The organism is Bradyrhizobium sp. UFLA06-06 (assembly GCF_054820065.1).
In genome coordinates this window covers 17,500-35,494 of sequence record NZ_JADFUD010000060.1, presented here as the reverse complement: position 1 = coordinate 35,494, position 17,995 = coordinate 17,500, and the positions used below count along the sequence as shown (strand labels likewise).

The window sequence follows — 17,995 nt, the reverse complement described above, 5'->3', positions numbered from 1 at the left end:
TGCCCATCGCATCGCACCTAAATAGTGCAGCCGGCGCGCTGCTTGTGTCCGCGATGCCACCCTCAAAGTTTCTTGAGCGGGACGAATGATGTGACTTCGCACAGCTGTCACACTTCGGATCGATAACCGCACAATTGCCGGGAGCCGAACACGACGGCACGCAGCGGCACTTGGCACGAACTGATCCGGGATAGTGTGGCGGGATATCGAGAATGGCCAACGACCTGTCCGTTCGGTTCGTGGATTATCTGCGTCAGAACAATCACCTGGCGCCGATCGAGGGGCCGGCTGAGCGGACCGGGCAGGGCGCCGACGTCAGGCAATTGAAGCTGTGGGAGGTCACCAGCCTCTCCCCGGCCGAATTCGCCGACGAAGCCGCGCGCTTCTTTGCGCTTCCCCGCCTGACGCTCCAGGACATGACCTCGGCCGAGCCGCTGGTCGGGTCGTTCTCGCCGCGCTTCCTGCGCGAGACCATGGTCTATCCGTGCCGGGCGGCCGACGGGACCACGGTGCTCGCGGTCGTCGATCCGACCGATCAGGCGACGCTGCGGGCCGCACAGATCGTGCTCGGCGCTGATATCGATGTGAAAGTGGCTTCGTCGGAGGACGTCGCCATCGCGCTGAACAACTCTTCCAGCGCCGAGGAGGCCGAGGCCGCCGATAGCGCGGCGGCGCTGCCCCGCGAAGACGACATCGAGAGCCTGCGCGATCTCGCCAGTGGCGCGCCGGTGGTGCGCGCAGTCAACGATCTCATCGAGAAGGCGGTCGAGCTTCGCGCCAGCGACATCCATATCGAGCCGTTTTCCGCCGGCCTGATGGTGCGCTTGCGGATCGACGGCCTGCTCCGGCCGGTCGCCGCGCTGTCGGGGGTGCTGCCACAGGCGGTGGTCTCGCGCATCAAGATCATCGCCAATCTCAATATCGCCGAGCGCCGCCTGCCGCAGGACGGCGCGGCGCGGCTGCGGGCCGGTCGCACCGACATCGATATCCGCGTCGCGATCATGCCGACGCAACACGGCGAATCCTGCGTCATCCGTATCCTGCCCAAGGATCGCGGCCTGCTGGTGGTCGAAAAGCTCGGGTTCTCCGAACCTGACGAAGCCAAGCTGCGGCGGCTCTTGAAGCTGCCGCACGGCATGGTTGTGATCACGGGACCGACCGGCAGCGGCAAGACCACGACGCTGGCGACGATCCTGTCGATCCTCAATGAGCCCAGCCGCAAGATCCTGACCATCGAGGATCCGGTCGAATACGAGCTCCCCGGCGTCAACCAGTCCCAGATCAAGCCCGCGATCGGCCTGACCTTCGCCACCGCGCTGCGGTCGTTCGTTCGCCAGGACCCTGACGTGATCATGGTCGGCGAAATCCGCGACTCCGAGACCGCGCATGTCGCGGTGCATGCGGCGCTGACCGGGCATCTGGTGCTGACCACGCTGCACACCGAGACCGCGGCTGCCGCGGTGCCGCGCTTGCTCGACCTCGGCGTCGAAGGCTATCTGCTGCGTTCGGTGCTGCGCGGCGTGATCGCACAGCGTCTGGTCCGGCAACTCTGCGAGCGCTGCAAGACGGCGCGGCCGCTGGCAACAGCCGATTTCGCCGAGGATCCCCGGCTCGCCGCGCTCGGCTTCAAGGCCGGCGAGATCATTCAGGAGCCATGCGGCTGCGAGCGCTGCGGCGGGACCGGCTATCGCGGCCGCCTCGGCGTGTTCGAACTGCTCGAACTGTCCAATGAACTGCGCGAACTGATCGGGGAGCGAACCGACGGGCTGAAGATCGATACGATGGCGATCCGGGCGGGCATGACCACGATGCTCGACGACGGGGTCGCGAAATGCCGCGCCGGATTGACCTCGCCCGCCGAGATCCTCCGCGTCGCAACGGTGCGGTGAACGCCGTGCCGAATTATCGCTATCGCGCTCTGACCCAGGCCGGCGAGATCGTGAACGGCACGATCTCCGCCCCGACCGCGGCCGAGGTGGCGCGGCGGATCGAATATCTCAAGCTGCTGCCGATCGAAACCACCGAGGACAAGCGCGCATCCGGCGCCGCCGGCGGCCGCAGCCTGTTCGGCGGACCGAGCGCCGCCGAGGTCACCACATTCACACGCGATCTCGCGCTGCTGCTCAAGGCCGGTGCGCGGCTCGACGATGCCTTGGAGCTTTTGTCCGGCGACGCCGATGTCGGCCGGATGCGTCCCGTGGTGGCGAAAATCCGCGCCGCCCTCCTCACCGGCGAGAGCTTTGCCGACGCGGTCGCCGATCATCCAACCCTGTTCCAGCCGATGTACATCGCCCTGGTCCGGGTGGGAGAAATCTCCGGCACGCTCGATTCGGTGCTGGAGATGCTGGGGACCGAGCGCGCGCGGTCCGAACAGATGCGGCGCAAGCTGACCGACGCCATGCAGTATCCGGCCTTCGTGCTGGTCGCGGCATCGGGCGTGATGCTGTTCTTCCTGCTGTTCGTGCTGCCGCAATTCTCGACCGTGCTCGGCGATTTCGGCGGCAAGTCGGACACGGCACTCGCCAGCTTCATCGCGGTGTCGGATTTCCTGCGCGCCAACGCCACCGCGGCAAGCCTGATCAGTGCGGCGACGATTGCGCTCGCATGGTCGCTGCTACGGCAGGCGGGCGTGCGCGCCGCGCTGGTCAACGCCATCTCGCGCGTGCCGGGCATCAGCAGCGCCTTCCAGTTCTATCGCGCGAGCCTGTTCTGCCGCAATCTCGGCGTCCTGCTCGGCAGCGGCGTCAACCTCACGGCGGCGTTGCGTATCCTGGTCGACATCATGTCAGTGACCGGAAGCGAGGCGAACTGGACCGCCGCCGCCGACCGCGTCCGTCACGGCGGCAAATTATCGGAAGCACTCGCCGTGGCGGACAGCCTGCCGCCGATGGCGGTCCGCATGCTGCGGCTCGGTGAAGAGACCGGGCAGCTGCCGGTGCTGGCCGGGCGGGTCGCGGAATTCTACGAAGCAAAATTGCAGCGCAGCCTGGACCGCGTCGTCGGCATCGTCGGTCCGCTGGCGATCATCACGATCAGCACCGTCGTGGGTGGGTTGATCGTGTCGGTCATGACGGCGCTGCTCTCGGTCACGCAGCTTGTCGGTTAGAGCAGGGGTCATCGGCCATGATATCGCGCAACACCATCATAAAGGCATTCGCCACGCGGGCGGGACGCGCTCGCACACCGTCGCAAAGCCAGAGGCGTTCGGGGCAGGAGGGCTTCACGCTGGTCGAGATGCTGGTGGTGATCGCGATCATAGGTCTGATCATGGGGCTGATCGGCCCGCGCGTGCTCAACTATCTCAGCGAATCCAAGGTCAAGACCGCGCGCATTCAGCTGCAGAGCTTCTCCAGCGCGCTCGACCTGTTCTATCTCGACGCCGGACGCTTCCCGTCGACGGCGGAGGGGCTTGCCGCGCTGGTCCGGCGTACGCCGGGCGTCGCGGCCTGGAACGGCCCGTATCTGAAGGGCGGCAACGTCCCGAACGATCCCTGGAACCACGCTTATCTCTATCGGTCGCCGGGCGAACACGGGCCGTACGACATCGTCTCCTACGGCTCCGATGGCCAGGAGGGCGGCAGCGGCACCTCCGCCGACATCTCGCTCGAGAAGACCACCGCGGCCAACAACGACCAGTAAGGATGCATGGCAAGCATGAATGACGCGACGCAGCGCGGTTTCACCCTGCTCGAGATGGTGTGCGTGCTCGCCATCATCGCGCTGCTGGCGGCCGTGTTGCTTCCGTTCATTCCGCACCAGACCTCGCGATCGCGCCTGCAGGCCTATGCCTTGCAAACCGCGACGCTGCTGAAGGCCGATCGGAATGCCGCGATCGAGCGCAGCACCAGCGTTGCGACGCTGGTCGATGCGCCGAGCCGCGTGATCCACTCCGGCGCGTCGCGCATGACGGTGCGGATCCCCGAGGACGTGCGGTTCGATGCCGTGCTGCCGCAGAGCTGTCAGCGCCGCGCCGCACTGTCGACCATCCGCTTCTTCGCCAATGGCGGTTCCTGCGGCGGCTCCATCGCGCTGACGCGGCTCGATGCGGGATATGAGGTCCGCGTCAACTGGCTTACCGGAAGGGTAGAAATCGTTGCTCGCGACGTCGCCGCCAACTAACCGCGCTGATGCGGGGTTCACCATCATCGAGGTGCTGGTGGCGCTGGCGCTGGTGGCTGTCTCGATCGTTGCGATCGGCGCCGTCATGGGCGTCAAGACGCGCGGCGTGCGGGCGCTGGAGCAGCACGTGGCGCTGATGCAGGCGGTGCGCACCTTGATGACGGTCGGCATTCCGCGCCGCGCGGAATTGCAGTCGGGCACCTCGACGGGGCAGGCGGAGGGCTATCGCTGGACGATCGATGTCAGTCCGCTCGGCGGCGACTGGAAGGTGCCCGAGGGTAACAACGTGCCCTGGGCTCCGGAGCTGGTGCGGATCCGCGTCAAATCCCCGGGCGGCGCGCTGTCCGACATTCGCACCGTGCGCCTGATGCCGAGGTCGTCGGAATGACCCGGCCATGGGCAGACCGGCGAACGGGCGAGCGCGGCTTCACGCTGATCGAGACCATTGTCGCGCTGGCGCTGATGGGGCTGTTGCTGTCGGCGCTCGCCAGCATCACGGCGCAATGGCTGCCGAGCTGGAACAGGGGCCTCGACCGGATCCAGCGCAGCGAATTGATCGGGATCGCGCTGGAGCGGATCGGCGCCGATCTTGCTGCCGCGGAATTCGTTGCCGCCAACCGCGACAGCCACAAGCCGCTGTTCGACGGATCGGAACTGTCCGTGATGTTCGTGCGCACGTCGGCGGGGCCGAATGCCGGGCCGGGGCTCGACGTGGTGCGCCTTGGCGAGGTCAGGGATCGCCGCGAGTTCGTCACGGTTCGCACGCAGACGCGCTTCACGCCGCTGGCCGACGGGGTGTCGCTGTCGGAGCAGGTCCATCTCGGCAGCCCGGTCGTGCTGCTGCGCGCGCCCTATCGGCTGTCCTTCGCCTATGCCGGCGCTGACCGGGCATGGAAGAGCGCTTGGAAGGACGCCGACCGGCTGCCGGCGATGATCCGGCTGACCGTGCGCGACGCGGCGAGCCAGCGCGTCCTGTCAGTGTCGACTATCGCGCCGGTCCATGTCCAGATTCCGAGCGACTGCACCAAGCCGGACGGCAATTGCGGCGACAAGCAGAATTCCGGCAGTGCCACCGATCAGGGGAAGACGTGATGCGCGCGTCCGGCAAAATCGGCCGATCGCCGGCCAATCGCGGCTTCGTCATCGTTGCCGTGCTCTGGATCCTGCTGGCGCTGTCGTCGCTGGCGATCATCTTCTCGGCCTATCTGGCCGCGTCGGCGCGCGCGCTGGCGGCCAGCGACCTGTCGCTGCAGACCGAGGCGCTGGTGTCGGCCGGGCTCGAGCTCACCGCCTATCAGCTGACGCTGACGGACGACAAGACGAGGCCGCAGTACGGGGCGTTTCAGTTCGGGCTGGACGATGCCAGCGTCGGTGTCACCTTCACATCGGAGGCCGGCCGCCTGGATCTGAACTACGCATCGAAGGAGATGCTGATTGGCCTGTTCGTCGTGCTCGGCGCCCGGAAGGACGCCGCCAGCGAATACGCCGACCGGATCGTTGGTTGGCGAACCCGGCCCGCGCCAGGCAGCGAGAATGTGGAGGCGGCGCGCTACAACGCGCTTGGCTATTCGCCGCGGCAGGGGCTGTTCACCCATGTCAACGAGCTGGCGCTGGTCGCCGGCATTCCCGAAGCGTTTGTCGATCGCGTGTTGCCGTTCGTGACGGTGTTCAACGGCGGCCCGGATGTTGATCCGACCATCGCCGCGCCGGAAGTCGCTCTCGCCGTCGATAAGGCATCGGGGAAGGACCAGGACGGCTTCGGGGCACGCCCGGCTTCGCCTAACGGGAGCGCTGCCGGGACGCAGGCCCCAAACCAGCAAAGCGCGGCATCGACGGCGCAGAGCCCGTGCTACCGGATCGCAATCTCGATCCGCTTCCGCAATGGTCACCGCACCACATCCGAGGCGGTGATCGCACTCGGCGACAAGGTCGAGCCTTATCGGGTGTTGTCCTGGCAAAACGATGTCGAGCCGCGAAACCCGGTTCTGCTGCGCAGGAGAGGATGATGGCAATGCTTGCCGAGGCACGGCAATGGTTCGAGCAATGGATCGGCGCGGTCGCGACCGCCGTCGACGGCGTCGCCGGCAGGTTCGTGCGCCGGCGCAGCATCGAGCTCGTCGAGAACGACGACGGCACGTTCACCGCCCGCCTCGCGGTCTCGAAGGACGGCTCGCCTTCGATGCCGGTTTCGTTCCGGCTCGATCACGACGCGCCGCAGCCTCCGCTGCCAGCCGACTGGAAGACCGCATTCGACGGCAGCCGCATCGAGGTGCGTTTGCGATCGGATCAGATCGTCAGCCGCGTGCTCGATTTCCCGAGCCAGGCAAGCGACTTCCTCGACGGCATGATCCGCGCGCAGGTCGACCGGCTGACACCATGGAGCGCCGCCGATGCTGTGTTTGGCTGGAGTTCGCCGCAGCCGATCGCCAATGACCGCATTGAAGTCGCGTTCGGCGCGACCGCGGCGACGAAGGTCGATCCGTTGATCCGGATGGCGCGGATGCTCGGCGCCGCCTCCGTCGCGGTCTCGGCACCGGCGGTCGGCGGCGACGGCGCCGCGCAGCAGGTGACGCTGCTCGACAAGTCGCTGCGCGGCCTTGCCGGGCCTTCGGTTCCGCGCCTCTTGCGCGTCGGCCTGGTCTCGACGGCGGCCGCGGCCGCAGTCTCGCTGCTGCTGAACATCTATCTCGGCGGGTGGCTGCAATCGGAGCAGGACGACCTGCAACACCGGATCGCGCAGCGCCGCGCTGCGCTGCGTCTCGATGCCAATGGCGACTCGTCCGGGCTTGGCCTGCTGGCCAAGCGCAAGCAGACGACGCCGTCGAGCGTCATGGTTCTGGAAGCGGTCTCGCGTGTGCTGCCCGATACGACCTATGTGACGGAGCTCCGCATCGAGGGCAACAAGGTGCAGGTGGTGGGACTGACCCAGGATGCGCCGTCCCTGATCCGCCTGTTGGAGCAGTCGCCGCAATTCAACCGCGCGACGTTCTTCGCGCCGACGACGCGCGCGGCGAATGAATCGGCCGAGCGGTTCCACGTCGAGGCCAACATCTCAGCCTATTTTGGGTCCGGCTCATGAGCGCAGCATCCCGATCGCTGACGGCTGTCAGCACCTCGCCAATGGTCGCGACCGCGAGCTATCTCGGCCTGTTCGTGCTGCTGCTCTTTGTCGTTATCTCATCGCTCTCGGACATCATCAGCCTGCGCAGCGATGTTGCGGCAGCGGCCGGAATGCTGGAACAACTGGAGGGGCGATCCAGGGCGAATACCGCGCCCGGTCAACCCGCGATGCCGACCGGCTCGGCCTATCTCGAGGGGGCGACCGTCACGGTGGCCGGCGCGACCTTGCTGCAACGCGTGTCGGGGGCGGTGATCAAGGCCGGCGGCAATGTGCTGTCGACGCAGCTCGATGTTCCGAACGCGCCGGCCAAGGCCGGCTTTATCAGCATGGTCGCGAGCAACGAGATCGAGCAGGCGCAATTGCAGCAGGTGCTCTACGATCTGGAAGCCGGCATGCCGTTCCTGTTCATCGACCAGCTGGTCGTGCAACCCGTCGCCGACGAGGCCGCCAAGGGCGCCGATCCCGGCAAGCTGCGCGTGCTGCTCGGCGTCTCCGGACAATGGCGAGGAGCCAAATGATGCGACGCTTCGCGGCGACAATCGTGCTGTTGGCGGTGTCGGCCTATTCGGCGCCGGCTGCGGTGCCTGCCCCATCCGGCGATGCATTGGACGCCGGGATGCTCGACGACGCCCGTCTCGGCGGACCGGTGCTGAGTTCACCGCCACCATCCGAACCGGCAACGTCGGTCCGGGTGGCCCCGTCGCCGGCACCGACGCCGCGGCCGCTCAGCGCAAATCCGTTGTGGGGCATCCCGCTCAAGACGCTGTCCAACACGCGCGACCGGCCGGTTTTCTCGCCGTCGCGGCGGCCGCCGCCTGCCGTCGTTGCGGAACCGGAGGTCAGCAAGCCAGCGCCGGCGCCGCCGCGCAAGGTCGCGATCGAGCCACCGCCGCTGTCGCTGGTCGGCACGATCGCGGGAGATGACGAAAGCTTCGGGATCTTTCTCGATCAGTCGAACAAGACGGCGCTGCGGCTGAAGATCGGCGACGACTTCCAGGGATGGAAGCTGCGGTCCATCAACGGCCGCGAGGTCACGATGCAGAAGGACGATCAGGGGGCCGTGCTCACATTGCCTCAGCCCGGCGGCGACGAGAGCGGCGATGTCCGCCTCGTTCCGGTCAGCACGGAGAGGAAGCCTTTGGCCGCGCGGCGCCAGATGTGACTGCGTATCCGGCCGTGGCGCTAGTTCAGCGCAAGCCAGCTCTGAAGGGCAGGCGTCACGAGAAGCCCGAGCGCCAGAAACGGGCCGAACGGAATCGAGGTCTGGCGCTTCATCTCGTGACCGGCGAGTTGCAGACCGCCGGCAACCCCGAGCGCCGCGAGTGCCGCGATCAGCAGTAGGGTCGGAATGCCTGTCGCGCCGACCCAGATCGCCGCAGCGGCAAGAAACTTGACGTCGCCAAGCCCCAATCCGTCGACTTGCCGCAAGGCGAAGTAAACACGCTGCAATAGCAGGAACAGGACGCCGACCAGGACCGCGATCGCCATGGCGGTGAAGGCGGCCATCGTGCCTTCGGTGACGACGACGTTTGCGAGACCGAGCGCCGCGATCGCAAGGTTCAGCCAATTGGGAATGATGCCGTGGCGAAGATCGATCAGCGCGACGGCGCAGCAGAGTATGCAAAGCGCGCCGTAAGATCCGATAAGATAAAGAGCTTCGCGATCAATCTGCATGACGACGGACAAGTGACAGGTGCGGGCGTTGTGCTGCAACAACTCACGCGCGTTGAACAGTTCAATTTCAATCGGTCTACAGCAGCGCGAACGAGTTTGCGAGATTGTGATCGTCACCGACGCTGGCGAAGCAGAAAAGATGCGACAAAAAGTCCGCGCTGTCACAAATCCGCATAGGATACCGACAATAGTTCGCCCCGCTACATGCCGCGAGCCCTTCGTGGCAGACGAATGGGTTGACTATGCACAAGATGCAAGTGGCGGCGTGCCTTGCTTTGCTGGCAGCGTTCGCAGGCGTGCGCGCCGCGAATGCCGGCGCTCTCGAGGAGGGCGCCGAGCGCTACCGGCCATATTTGATCGAGGGTGTCGCCAGTGCGCTGACAGGCGCGCGTGCGCTGCGCGAGCGCGCCGCGGCGGCGGATTTGCCTGGAGCGAAGAAGGCCTGGCTGTCGGCGCGCGCCGGCTGGGAGCGCTCGGAGGTGTTCACCGCAGGCTTCGTGCCCGAGCTCGATGCGCAGATCGACGCCTGGCCGAACGCCGACAGTGGGTTCCACGCCATCGAGGCGAAACTGTTCGGAGCTGCCAGCACCGATGTTGCCACCGATGCGACCGGCCTTGTCGAGCATCTGAATGATCTCCACGGCAAGCTCAAGGATATCAAGCTGACGCCGCAGGGCCTCCTGGATGGCACGGTGCGGCTCGCCTACGAAGTCGGAGAGAGCAAGGCCGATGGCGGCGAGTCGCGCATCAGTGGCACCTCGCTGGACGACATGCGCAACAACATCGCCGGCATCGACTTCGCCTACCACACGATCTTCTCGGCCGCGCTCAACACGGTCGACGGCAAGCTCGACGAGATGGTGACCAACCGGATCGAGCAGCTCGAAGCGATCGTCGCCACGCCCGACCTGCCGCATGTCAACATTGCCGATCTGCGCCAGACCAGCGAGGAACTGGTCGTTGCGCTGCAGAGCGCCTCGGCAAAGCTCGGGCTGCAGCGGCCGACCCTGGAGGCCCAGGCGCGATGAGATCGCTTCACCTGCGTCTGGCTGCGCTGCTCTCCGGTGTCATCGCCCTGGCACTGCTTGGGCGTGCGGTGGCGTTTCCGGTCGACGGTGACAAGACCGTGCTGCCTGTTGCGACCGAGCTGAACGAGGATGCGCTCGACAAGCCGCGCGAGGTGTTCCAATCCGAGCGGACCGGAGCCAAGTCCTATCTGGTGAATCTCGGCGATCTCGCGTTCAATTCGCCGGGGCTGCTCGGTGACGTGGCGCGGCAGGCCGGCGTGAGCTGCGGCACCTGCCACGTCAATGGCGCGAACAACGCCAAATTCTTCATGCCGAAGATGTCGAGCCGGCCCGGCACGTTCGACACCACCGGTCCGCTGTTCAATCCGAAGGCCAACAATCTGGCGTTCGATCCCGTGCGGATCCCGAGCCTGCGCGGCGCCCGTTATCTTGCGCCCTATGGCGCCGACGGCCGCTTCGCCTCGCTGCGCGACTTCGTCCACAACGTCATCACCAACGAGTTCGCAGGTCCCGAGCCGTCGCCGGCAACGCTCGATGCGATCGTTGCCTATATTCACGACATCGACTTCCTGCCCAATCCGAGCCTTGGTCCCGCCGGACGGCTGGCCGGCAAGATCACCGACGCGGAGCGCCGCGGCGAAGCGCTGTTCGCGAAGCCGTTCCCGCACGATCCATCATTGAGCTGCGCGGGATGCCACGTTCCGTCCTCCGGCTTCCTCGATCACCAGCAGCACGACGTCGGTTCCGGCGGCCTGTTCAAGACGCCGACGCTGCGCAACGCCGACTTCAACGCGCCGTATTTTCACGACGGCCGCTTCGACAACTACAACCAGGTTGTCGACTATTTCGACCGGACTTTTCAGCTCGACCTCTCGGCGCAAGACAAGGGCGACCTCGTTGCCTATCTCACGGCGATCGGCGATGGGGCGCAGCCCTATGAGCGCGACGGTGCCGGTGCAACGCTGAAAGAGATCAACGATTTCTCGACGGTGCTCGCGACCGCGATTCCTGCCGGTGACAAGGACATCGTCGCGCTGGCGGTCGATACGATCGGCCGCGAGTTGCGCGAGTTGACCGAGCAATATCCCGATCGCAAGAACACCAGCGTCTCGGGCGGCGAGCAGCAGCGCGTTCTTGCGCGCAACGGCCTCAAGGAGCTCGTGCTCACGCTGCGGCGAATCGAGATGGCGGTTGCGGCAGGGCGCAACGCGGATGCCACAACCGAGTTCAGGAATTATCGCAATCTGATGGCTGCTGCGGTGCCTGCGCTGTTGGCCAGCGCCGAGCCATGGTCGCTATTCAATCAAGACGTGCATGACCAACATTATGCTGCGCTTCGCCAGGTGATGCGCTCCAAGCACCTTTCGCACTGATTGCCTTGCAACGCGGTGATTTTGCGATCTGCGGCGTGACGCGGATGCTCGATCAATTTTCTATCCCAGATTGCATAGTTGAATCGTGGAGTTGCAGCGCAGCAGCAGATGTCTCCACAGAAAATATTTGAACGTTTCGAAATTTCTCGCGCGTTTTCACGGAAGCGAAAACCATGCGTCATATTGTCGCACTAAGCAGTGTGTGTTGCTAACCGCAAACACCCTGAGGTCGACAATGAGTTTGAATTACAAAAAGCACTGGCGAACCAGCACCGCGCTCTGCATCGCGTCAACGGTGCTCGTCGCAACAGCCGCATATGCCGCTCACTATCCGGGCGGCCGCAGTGATTGGGACAAGCGTCCGCATCACAATCATCAGGCGCACGAAGAGGGCGATCGTGCGAATCATGAGAACCATGGCCATCATGGTGACGGCGATCACGGCGTGAAGACCGCGTCGCCGATCAAGCACGTCATCATCCTGATCGGTGAGAACCGCGGCCTCGATCACACCTTCGGTATCTATAAGCCGAAGGGCAAGGGGCAGACCATCTCCAACCTGTTGTCGAAGGGCATCGTCAACGAGGATGGAACGCCGGGACCGAACTTTGCGCAGGCGCAGCAGTCCTCGGTCGCGGGCCAGCCCTTGTACTATATCGGTGCACCGACGATCGGGAAGTCGCCCTACAACGCGACCAACCCGATGCCGCAGCCGAACACGGCCGGCACGCCGACCGCGCAGAGCGACACCGGCGCTCCGTTCAAGACGATCGCCGAAGCCAGCGTCGAGAAGGACATGGACCCGGCCGATCTCGATATCCTCACCACCGGCTTCAGCGGCCTGCCGACCGGTGTGCTGGATACCCGCATTCCCGGCGCCGGCGGTCTGAACGGACCGTTCCAGTTGCAGGGAGAGCAGATCAGCGACGACGACTACACCGGCGATTCGACGCACCGCTTCTACCAGGATTGGCAGCAGGAAGATTGCAGCGCCGCCAACGCCACCAAGAAGAACAATTCGGGCTGCCTGAACGATTTGTTCCCGTTCGTGATGGCGACCTATTCGGCGTCCAACAAGAGCATGGCCAACTCGATGGGCTACTACAACGCCCAGCAGGGTCAGGCTCCGGTCCTGAAGATGCTCGCCGATCGCTTCACCCTGAGCGACAACTTCCACCAGTCGTTCCATGGCGGCACCGGCGCGAACCATTTCATGCTCGGTACCGGCGACGCGGCCTTCTGGAGCGACGGCAAGGGCAATCCGGTGACGCCGCCGGCCAACCTGATCGCCAATCCGAATCCGGTCGCGGGTTCGGTTAACCGCTACACCGTCGATGGCAATTGGAGCAATTGCTCAGACGTGTTCCAGCCCGGCGTCAAGCCGATCGTCACCTACCTCAACAATCTGCCATACGCGGCGGAGCCGAACTGCAAGCCCAACCACTACTACATGCTCAACAACGTCAACCCGGGCTATCTGCCGAACGGCGCGCTGTCGGGTGGCAACAACGTGCCGCCGTCGTCGGTTCGCACGATCGGCGATGCGCTCATGGAGAAGAACATCTCCTGGGCGTTCTATGGCGGCGCGTTCAACGACGCCGTGGCGCTTTCCAACGCCGCGGTTGCCGCCAACCCGTCGAACCCCAACCTCAGCGCCGCTGCGGTCGCCGATCCGGCGCACGCGCTCGGTGTTGCCTACTGCCAGATCTGCAATCCGTTCCAGTATGCGACCTCGATCATGGCCAACCCGGCCGTGCGTCAGGCCCACATGAAGGACACTGCCGATCTGATCACGGCGATCCAGAACAACACGCTGCCCGCGGTGTCGTTCGGCAAGCCGGATGGCCTGCTCGACGGTCATCCGCAGAGTTCGAAGGTTGACCTGTTCGAGGCCTATGTCCTGAACGTGCTCAACTCGCTGGACAACAACCCGGAGCTGAAGGCTGAAACCGCGGTCTTCATCACCTGGGACGAGGCCGGCGGCTATTGGGACTCCGGCTACCAGCAGTCCATCGACTTCTTCGGCGACGGACCGCGCATTCCGACCCTGATCCTTTCGCCCTATTCGACGGGCGGCAAGGTCAACCACAACTACGCCGACCACGTTTCGCTGCTGAAGTTCATCGAACGCAACTGGGCTCTCCAGCCGCTCACGAACCGCAGCCGCGACAACCTGCCGAACCCGAGCTACTCGAAGAACAACGAGTACGTTCCGACCAACAGCCCGGCATTGTCTGATATGTTCGACGCGTTCGACTTCAGCAAGCCGGTCACGTTGTCCTACACCGAGTGATCAAGCTCTCGCCCACGGCGAGGTCTTGACACCATCCGAGGGCGGCGCCGATCGAACCAATGGTTCGGTCGGCGCCGTCATGTTCTGTCCCCACCATTTGATCGACCGGAGACATGCGATGAAACGCAACGAGAAGACGTGCTCGATCAGCAGCAGCGTCGCGGCCGGGCTGCTTGCCGTCACCATCCTGGCCGGCGCGGCGATCCCGGCCATGGCACAGCAGTTTTCCGCCGACCTCGTCGCGAACAAGGACGATACGGCAGCGCCCATGGGAGCCTTGCGGGTCTCCGGCGGAAAAGCACGGATCGAGACAAGCGCGCTGCCCGACGGCTTCTTCCTGATCGATACGGGCAAGCCCGCGGCCTATTTCGTCCGTCCGGCGGCGCGGGTTTACATGGACGCGCGGCAATCTAGCCCGCTCACCCAAATGTTCATTCCGGTCGATCCGGATGATCCCTGCCGGCAATGGCTGGCGATGGCGCAGCTGTCCGCGCCGATCGACCTCGCGACGTGGCACTGCCAGCGCGACGGAGAGGAAACCATCGCGGGGCAGAATACCGACGTCTTTGGAATCGCCGCGCCGTCCGGTTTGAGCTTTGTCGGCTGGATCGACCGCGCGCGCAGATTTCCGGTACGGATCAAGACCGCGGATGGGACGGTGATCGCTGCCGATCACATCCGCAACGAGCCGCTGGCGGCGCAAATGTTTGAAATTCCCGCAGGCTTGCGCAAGTTCGACCCGCAAGCGCTGATCCGTCGGATCCAGCAGAGCGACGTATGGGTTGAGCCGCCGGCTTCGGAGTGAGCCCGCCGCCCGTTACTGCGACTGCTGGCTTGTTACCGGCAGGATCCGGCCGAGCGCGGTGTAGTGCGACTGATGCACGTTGCTGTTGAACAGCGACCAGGGCTCGGCCTTTTTCAGGGCGACGGGTACGTCGAAGTGCACCAGCTGCGCAAAGTTGCGATACTCGGCCATCGCATCGTCGATACGGCCGGCGGCGACGTCGAGATCGATGCGGCGCAGGGTGAGAACGAGGTCCTTCAGGATCGCGCGCGCCGCCAGCCGCTCGTCCTTGCCACCGATCGCGGTTTTCCTGATGTCCGGGATGCGCTCGGTCAGTTCGCGCAGTTCGGCCCCGACCCCGGTCACGGCCAGTGACACCACCGCGGTATCGGCAGCCGGGATCGCGACCTCGAGAACGCTCGAGAGCTCGAGCACCTCTTTCATCCGGAGCATAACGCCGTCCTTGTCGAACGGGCGTTCGCCGTCGCCGACCGCATTCAGATAGGCGACAAGGTCCTGGGCGTCCTGCGTCGACAGTTCGAGGTCGAAAACGCGATCGAAATGATCGACCACCTGTTCATAGCTGTCGTAGCGGCCGTCGTGGAAATACGGGGCGTTGAAGTTGGCGTTCAGCAAAGTGGGAGTCTTGACCAGTCCACCGGATCCGACGTCGTGGCGCATCTGGTCGTTGAAAGTTCCACCCGGGACATGACAGCCGGCGCAGCTCAGCTCGGCCTGCTTCGGGAACGGCTTGAAGAACAGCGCCTCGCCGCGGCGCTCGGCCAGGCTCGCCTGCGCGGCAAGCCTGCCGCCGGGCGCAATCTTTGGATTGGGGAGGAAATCGATATCGTTGATATAGGCGACGAGGCCGTCGAGAACCTCGTCGCGCGGCTTCGGACCGGAAAACTCATTGACGATGACATTATAGACGAAGTCGCGCAGCGAGGTGATGCGCCCGTCATGTCCGTAGGGGGCGAGGAAGCGGGCGCCGCGCAGGCTCGGAATCCTGACCGGATCGAGGATGCTGTTGAACGCCTTCGCGTTGAAGATGAGGCTGGTCGCATCGAAGGTGCCGGGGCGGGAGGATGCGCCCGGAACGAACAGTTTCGGGTTCGATGCGCCGTTGACGTGACAGGTGCCGCAGCTCATCTCGGCCTGACGCGCCTTGCCGCCCAGGATGGAAGGCGAGTTGAACGCGAGATCGCCGAGATTGACCAAATAGGACTTTCGCCCACCGACGGCTTCGGAATGAAAGAGTTCGCGGGGCCGCGCCAGCGCCTCCTCGGAAAATTCGGTGCCGGCCGGCAGCACGGTCTGGTCGCCGCCGAGCGGGAACGCCGTCACGCGCAACGGAAGCAGCGCAACGACGAGCGCCAGCCACGCGACGCGTGACGGTCTAACGCGATCGGCAGCTGCACGATGTTTTCCGGAGCCGGACGCCAGAATATCCCAAGCCATTGCGCGAAAACGCCCCTGTCACAAATGCATATGCGCTGCCGTGCGTCGGAAGATGTCGCGGAGGTGACAGTTTCCTGTCGGCAGGATCAATGACCATCTGACTGGATAGACGAATTTTGATTGCGGTTTGATGACGCTCGATCAGCGAACTGCAACGGAGTCTGCGTTTGACAGCATGAAAGTCTGTTGGTGCGCGAGCATCATTCCGCGCGTTTGTGCGCGCGTCGAAAAACAGTCATCCCAGCGAAATGTGTTTTGCATAGCGTGTAGCTCCATTTCTATTTCTTTCTAAATCAGGAGAGCACTATGCGGCTTTGGGGAGCCATTCCGGCGCTCGCGGTTGTTGCTGGCGCCGTTGCCATCTCGCCGGTAGCAAACGCAGAGAATTTGGTCGAAAAGATCGTTGATGAGCTCAAGCACGAGATCAGGGACGAGCTGCGTGATCTGCGTGATCGCGGTCATGAAGGCGTGCGCCAGTACAAGCACATCGTCGTCATCTATCAGGAGAACCACAGCTTCGATAACCTCTACGGCCACTGGGGCGATGTCGGCCGCGACCGGATCAACGGCACATCCGATGCCGATTCGGCGCACACCCTGCAGGTTCGGCAGGACAATCAGACCGTCTATTCTTGCCTGCTGCAGAACGACGTCAACCTGACCTCTCCGTCGCCGCAGCCGACAAGCTGCACCGACAATACGGGCACGGTCGCGATCCTGAGCGCGTTCAAGAACAAGCCGTTCGAGATCAACGAATTCATCCCGACCTCGGCCACCACCTGCCCGAAGCCGCTTGGCGCTTTCGCGGCTCACGGTTTCCTCAACGGCACCGGCGCCCCCGGCGGCTGCACCGCGGACATCGTGCACCGCTTCTACAGCGAGCAGTATCAGCTCAACGGCGGCCGGCAGAACCGCTACATGACCGGCAGTGATGCGGCCGGTCTGGTGATGGGCTATTACGACACCAAGAAGCTGCCCATCTACACCTATCTCCACGGCCGCGGCGCGCCGAACTACATCATCGCCGACAGCTTCTTCCAGGGCGCGTTCGGCGGTTCGTTCCTCAACCACCAGTTCCTGGTCGCCGCCGCGGCGCCGCAGTTCGTCGGTGCCCTGAATGACGGCAGCGCCAACGACTTCCACTCGATCGTCGATGCCAACGGCATGCCGACCAGCACGCCGCTCTACACGCCGCTCTCGACCGTGAAGGATGCGCAGCTGACGGCGAAGTGCAATCAGGCCGGCCTGCCGGCGGGCCTCGCCTGCGGCGACTACGCGATCAACACCACGCAGCCGTTCTATCAGCCCTATTCGCCGGGCACCGCCGACATCAAGCGCCTGCCGCCGCTGCACACGCCGAACATCGGCGATCGGCTGTCGGCAAAGCACGTCGATTGGGCCTGGTATTCGGGCGGCTGGTCGAACGCCAACGGCGACGTCGGCGCGTCGGGCTGGACCAACGGCAACGGCACGACCTGCAACGATCCGAACCATGTTTCCACGGCGGTGTTCCCGAACTGCCCGGACGTGGATTTCCAGTACCACCATCAGGCGTTCAACTACTTCGCCAACTACGCGCCCGGAACGCAGGCCCGCAAGGATCACCTGAAGGACGAGGCTGAGTTCATCCAGGCGGCCAAGACCGGCCGGCTGAAGCAGCTCAGCTTCATCAAGCCGATCGGCGAGGAGAACGAGCATCCGGGCTACACCAGCGAGTCCGAAGGCAGCCAGCATCTCGTCGATCTGGTCAAGGCGATTGTCGAGGGGCCGGATGGCAAGGACACGCTGATCGTCATCACCTATGACGAGTTCGGCGGGCAGTGGGATCACGTTCCGCCGCCGCCGTTCAACCGCCATGGTGCCGAAGCCAAGGCTGCGGACCAGTGGGGCCCGGGTACCCGGATTCCGGCGCTCCTGATCGCCAAGCGCTTCAACAAGTCGGGCGTCGCGCATGAGGACTTCGACACCACGTCGATCCTCAAGATGCTCGAAAAGCGCTTCGACCTCGACCCGCTGGTGACGCGCCCGGTGCGCAGCCTCTCGGCGGCGCTGAAGGCCGGCGAGGGCTGGCATTAAACGAGAAGCGGTTCTGGCCCGCGTCAACGCCCGACGCGGGCCGGAGTGCCGGCCACGCGCCTAAGGGAT

The 17,995-nt window shown here is 64.7% G+C and carries 17 protein-coding genes; 15 read left to right on the top strand and 2 right to left on the bottom strand.

All coding sequences use genetic code 11. The features are described 5' to 3' along the window. Positions 1–212: 212 nt before the first annotated feature. The 10 genes from IF803_RS33985 to IF803_RS33940 are packed head-to-tail and all read left to right on the top strand — an operon-like array spanning position 213 to position 8,402. On the top strand, positions 213–1,889 hold the full coding sequence (locus IF803_RS33985; protein ID WP_461195138.1) for a GspE/PulE family protein: 1,677 nt from the start codon (positions 213–215) through the stop codon (positions 1,887–1,889). Positions 1,890–1,894: 5 nt separating this feature from the next. After that, positions 1,895–3,106, top strand: a complete 1,212-nt coding sequence (locus IF803_RS33980; protein ID WP_461195136.1) for a type II secretion system F family protein — start codon at positions 1,895–1,897, stop codon at positions 3,104–3,106. Between the two features lie 17 nt (positions 3,107–3,123). After that, on the top strand, positions 3,124–3,639 hold the full coding sequence (gspG, locus tag IF803_RS33975; protein WP_461195134.1) for a type II secretion system major pseudopilin GspG: 516 nt from the start codon (positions 3,124–3,126) through the stop codon (positions 3,637–3,639). 15 nt (positions 3,640–3,654) lie between these two features. After that, positions 3,655–4,119 (top strand): type II secretion system protein, encoded by a 465-nt coding sequence (locus IF803_RS33970; RefSeq protein ID WP_038386656.1) that lies wholly within the window; start codon positions 3,655–3,657, stop codon positions 4,117–4,119. Then, positions 4,094–4,507: a prepilin-type N-terminal cleavage/methylation domain-containing protein gene (locus IF803_RS33965; protein WP_461195132.1), complete on the top strand. Its 414-nt coding sequence runs from the start codon at positions 4,094–4,096 to the stop codon at positions 4,505–4,507. The genes IF803_RS33970 and IF803_RS33965 overlap by 26 nt, the downstream gene beginning before the upstream one ends. Beyond that, positions 4,504–5,211 carry a PulJ/GspJ family protein gene (locus IF803_RS33960; protein WP_461195131.1) on the top strand — a complete coding sequence of 236 codons (708 nt, stop codon included), beginning with the start codon at positions 4,504–4,506 and terminating at the stop codon, positions 5,209–5,211. Before IF803_RS33965 ends, IF803_RS33960 begins: the two co-directional genes overlap by 4 nt. After that, positions 5,211–6,125, top strand: a complete 915-nt coding sequence (locus tag IF803_RS33955) for a type II secretion system minor pseudopilin (RefSeq protein ID WP_461195129.1) — start codon at positions 5,211–5,213, stop codon at positions 6,123–6,125. The genes IF803_RS33960 and IF803_RS33955 overlap by 1 nt, the downstream gene beginning before the upstream one ends. Next, positions 6,122–7,198, top strand: a complete 1,077-nt coding sequence (locus IF803_RS33950) for a PilN domain-containing protein (RefSeq protein WP_461195128.1) — start codon at positions 6,122–6,124, stop codon at positions 7,196–7,198. The genes IF803_RS33955 and IF803_RS33950 overlap by 4 nt, the downstream gene beginning before the upstream one ends. Next, positions 7,195–7,758 (top strand): type II secretion system protein GspM, encoded by a 564-nt coding sequence (gspM, locus tag IF803_RS33945; RefSeq protein ID WP_461195127.1) that lies wholly within the window; start codon positions 7,195–7,197, stop codon positions 7,756–7,758. Before IF803_RS33950 ends, gspM begins: the two co-directional genes overlap by 4 nt. Next, a complete protein-coding gene (locus IF803_RS33940) occupies positions 7,755–8,402 on the top strand; it encodes a hypothetical protein (RefSeq protein WP_461195126.1) in 648 nt (215 codons plus the stop codon). The genes gspM and IF803_RS33940 overlap by 4 nt, the downstream gene beginning before the upstream one ends. A 20-nt stretch (positions 8,403–8,422) precedes the next feature. On the opposite strand, the gene IF803_RS33935 is transcribed toward IF803_RS33940, so the two are convergent. After that, entirely contained in the window at positions 8,423–8,914 is a 492-nt protein-coding gene (locus IF803_RS33935; RefSeq protein WP_461195125.1) for a prepilin peptidase, read from the bottom strand. A gap of 242 nt (positions 8,915–9,156) precedes the next feature. Here IF803_RS33935 and IF803_RS33930 point away from each other — a divergent pair, with 242 nt between their 5' ends. The 4 genes from IF803_RS33930 (at position 9,157) to IF803_RS33915 (ending at position 14,413) form a co-directional block, all read left to right on the top strand. After that, positions 9,157–9,942: an EfeM/EfeO family lipoprotein gene (locus tag IF803_RS33930; RefSeq protein WP_057017731.1), complete on the top strand. Its 786-nt coding sequence runs from the start codon at positions 9,157–9,159 to the stop codon at positions 9,940–9,942. Next, positions 9,939–11,315: a cytochrome c peroxidase gene (locus tag IF803_RS33925; protein ID WP_461195124.1), complete on the top strand. Its 1,377-nt coding sequence runs from the start codon at positions 9,939–9,941 to the stop codon at positions 11,313–11,315. Before IF803_RS33930 ends, IF803_RS33925 begins: the two co-directional genes overlap by 4 nt. Before the next feature lie 241 nt (positions 11,316–11,556). Beyond that, positions 11,557–13,608 (top strand): alkaline phosphatase family protein, encoded by a 2,052-nt coding sequence (locus tag IF803_RS33920; RefSeq protein ID WP_461195148.1) that lies wholly within the window; start codon positions 11,557–11,559, stop codon positions 13,606–13,608. A gap of 118 nt (positions 13,609–13,726) precedes the next feature. Then, complete coding sequence (locus tag IF803_RS33915) at positions 13,727–14,413, top strand: hypothetical protein (RefSeq protein ID WP_461195123.1); 687 nt, start codon at positions 13,727–13,729, stop codon at positions 14,411–14,413. A gap of 12 nt (positions 14,414–14,425) precedes the next feature. Here IF803_RS33915 and IF803_RS33910 read toward each other — a convergent pair whose 3' ends face one another. Continuing rightward, a complete protein-coding gene (locus IF803_RS33910) occupies positions 14,426–15,850 on the bottom strand; it encodes a cytochrome c peroxidase (RefSeq protein WP_461195121.1) in 1,425 nt (474 codons plus the stop codon). Between the two features lie 306 nt (positions 15,851–16,156). Between IF803_RS33910 and IF803_RS33905 the strand changes: the two genes are divergently transcribed. Next, complete coding sequence (locus tag IF803_RS33905) at positions 16,157–17,926, top strand: alkaline phosphatase family protein (protein ID WP_461195120.1); 1,770 nt, start codon at positions 16,157–16,159, stop codon at positions 17,924–17,926. The last annotated feature ends 69 nt before the right edge of the window (positions 17,927–17,995 follow it).